This window comes from Streptomyces sp. NPDC060205 (assembly GCF_042728395.1).
GTDB lineage: Bacteria > Actinomycetota > Actinomycetes > Streptomycetales > Streptomycetaceae > Streptomyces.
The window spans coordinates 1-2418 of the sequence record NZ_JBHWZP010000594.1; the positions used below are offsets into that span (position 1 = coordinate 1).

The following is a 2418-nucleotide window of genomic DNA, read 5'->3' on the forward strand; positions in this document are numbered from 1 at the left end:
CACCCGGGGTGCGACCGGCCCGAAGGGCTCGTTCATGCGACGGCGGGCCTTCCGCAGGGCCTGCCGTACGTCACGGGTGCCGGTGGACGCGCACGCCGTCGGGACCGTGGTCCCGTCTCACGCGACTCCCGTCCCGCCGTCGGCGTCGCCGCGGCCGGGGCGGGCCTGGGCGCCCAGCGCCTCGTCCCTCACCCGTGCGCAGCTGCGGGTGATGAGGCGGGAGACATGCATCTGGGAGATGCCGAGCTGGTCGGCTATGCGGTTCTGCGTCATGTCCTCGAAGAAGCGCATGTAGAGGATGTTCCGCTCGCGCTCCGGGAGCCGGCGCAGCCCTTCCTTCGCCGCTTCGCGGTCGACGACCATGTCGTAGGAGGAGTCGAGATCGCCCAGGGTGTCCGCGAGGCTGTAGTTGTCGTCGGCCGACGACAGTTCGGCGTCGAGGGACAGGGTGCTGAAGCTCTCCATCGCCTCCATCCCCGCGCTCACCTCGTCCTCCGTCAGCCCGGCCTGCGCCGCGATCTCGGCCGTCGTGGGCTCGGGGGCGCCGGGGTTCATCGTGAGGTCGCGGCGGGCGACACGCACCTTGTTGCGCAGCTCCTGGACCCGGCGGGGCACCCGCAGCGCCCACATGCGGTCCCGGAAATGCCGCTTGACCTCACCGGTGATGGTGGGCACCGCGTAACTCTCGAACGCCCCGCGGGAGGGGTCGAAACGGTCTATCGCCTTCACCAGCCCGACGGCCGCGACCTGGCGCAGGTCCTCGATGTTCTCGCCCCGGTCGCGGAACCGGCCGGCTATGCGATGGGCCATGGGCAGCCAGGCCTTCACCAACTCGTCGCGGACCGCGTCGCGCTCGGGCCCCTCCTCCAGGGCGGCCAGCCGGGCGAAGTCGCCCGCCGAGTCAGGAGCGTCGTCGTGCGGGTGCCTCGATGAAGCGGACCGGGCCGAGGGACCGGACGCGGTGGTGGTCATGGACCGCGCCTCGGCAGGTACGGACTCCTCCGGGCTGTTTATCGACAAGTCGATGCTCATGCGGATTCGCTCCTGAACAAGTGGCGTGTGCGAAGGGATGCCGCAGGGACGAGGACTTCCGGGGCTGCCGGAGGGCCATCGCAGTCGGCTGAGCCGTTCCTGCGGGCGTGCCTCCGGTCCGAAGCACGAAACTCCGCCTGCCCCTGCTCCCGGAGAGGAAACACCCCGTCTCGAAATCGACGGCCCGTCACGGCGCTCCCCCGGCGTCCCGTTGTGCCTGCGACGGCGTACGGCACCCCCGTGCGCACCGCCGGTGCCGGGTTCGTGCGAGAGTTCTCCGACGAGGGCCGACCATGTGGGAGCGTCGAGTTCTGGCCAGATCCCCGGTGGTCCTGATCTCTTTCGAAATCGGGTGGCATGAGCGGCGTGAAGCAGGGCACACGACGTGTGTCATCAACAGCGACGGTGAGTGGGGTGGGCGGCATGGCAGCCGTGACGGCAGGCGGGGCAACGGCCACGGCGCAGGGGACCCGGACGACGGACGAGACGGACCTGCCTCTGATCGAGGACCCGTCGCGCGTCAAGCCGAGGGACGCCCGCGAGCTGTCGCGGCAGTTCTTCGACCGTCTGGCCGTGCTGGAGGAAGGCACCCACGACTACCAGTACGCCCGCAACACCCTGATCGAGATGAACCTCTCCCTCGTGCGGTACGCGGCCTCCCGGTTCCGCGGCCGGGGCGACTCGATGGAGGACATCGTCCAGGTCGGCACGATCGGCCTGATCAAGGCCATCGACCGCTTCGAGCTGTCGCGCGAGGTGGAGTTCACCTCCTTCGCCGTTCCCTACATCGTCGGCGAGATCAAGCGCTTCTTCCGTGACACGAGCTGGGCCGTCCATGTGCCGCGGCGGCTGCAGGAGGCCCGGGTCGAACTGGCGAAGGCCACGGAGGAACTGCGGACCCGGCTGGGCCGTGCCCCCACGACCGCCGAGCTGTCCGAGCTCATGTCGCTGCCCGAGGCGGAGGTCATCGAGGCCCGCAAGGCGGCGAACTGCTACAACTCCTCGTCGCTCGACGCGGCTCTGACCTCGGACAACGGTTCGCACGGCGAGTCCGTCCTGGCCGACTTCATCGGCGAGGACGACCGGTCGCTGGAGCTCGTGGAGGACCTGCACTCGCTGGCGCCGCTGGTCGCCGAGCTCGACGAGCGTGAGCGCCGCATCATCCACCTGCGGTTCGTGGAGGAGCGCACCCAGGCCGAGATCGGCGAACTGCTCGGGATCAGCCAGATGCATGTGTCGCGCCTGATCAGCCGCATCATCAAGCGCCTGCGCGCCGGGCTGCTCGACCCCTCGGTGGCCTGACGCCCCCAAGCCCCCCCCTGACCGGCATCCCCCCGCCGGTGACCGAGCCCGCCGTCGCGGACCGGCGAGCGGGGGCTCGTGGGG

2 protein-coding genes are annotated in these 2418 nt (G+C 70.3%); one reads left to right on the plus strand and one right to left on the minus strand.

Features of this window, described 5'->3' with window-relative positions; all coding sequences use genetic code 11:
• Nucleotides 1–117: 117 nt before the first annotated feature.
• Nucleotides 118–972 (minus strand): SigB/SigF/SigG family RNA polymerase sigma factor, encoded by an 855-nt coding sequence (locus tag ACFWGJ_RS43285; RefSeq protein ID WP_387334474.1) that lies wholly within the window; start codon nt 970–972, stop codon nt 118–120.
• A gap of 483 nt (nt 973–1455) precedes the next feature.
• On the opposite strand from ACFWGJ_RS43285, the gene ACFWGJ_RS43290 reads away from it, so the two are divergent.
• The gene (locus ACFWGJ_RS43290) at nt 1456–2334 is read left to right on the plus strand and encodes an RNA polymerase sigma factor SigF (RefSeq protein WP_387334473.1); all 879 of its coding nucleotides are present in this window, start codon (nt 1456–1458) and stop codon (nt 2332–2334) included.
• The last annotated feature ends 84 nt before the right edge of the window (nt 2335–2418 follow it).

Bases quoted from the DNA above. Each gene is read 5' to 3' on its own strand.
- ACFWGJ_RS43285 (WP_387334474.1), bottom strand. From the start codon at position 972: ATGACCACCACCGCGTCCGGTCCCTCGGCCCGGTCCGCTTCATCGAGG.
- ACFWGJ_RS43290 (WP_387334473.1), top strand. From the start codon at position 1,456: ATGGCAGCCGTGACGGCAGGCGGGGCAACGGCCACGGCGCAGGGGACC.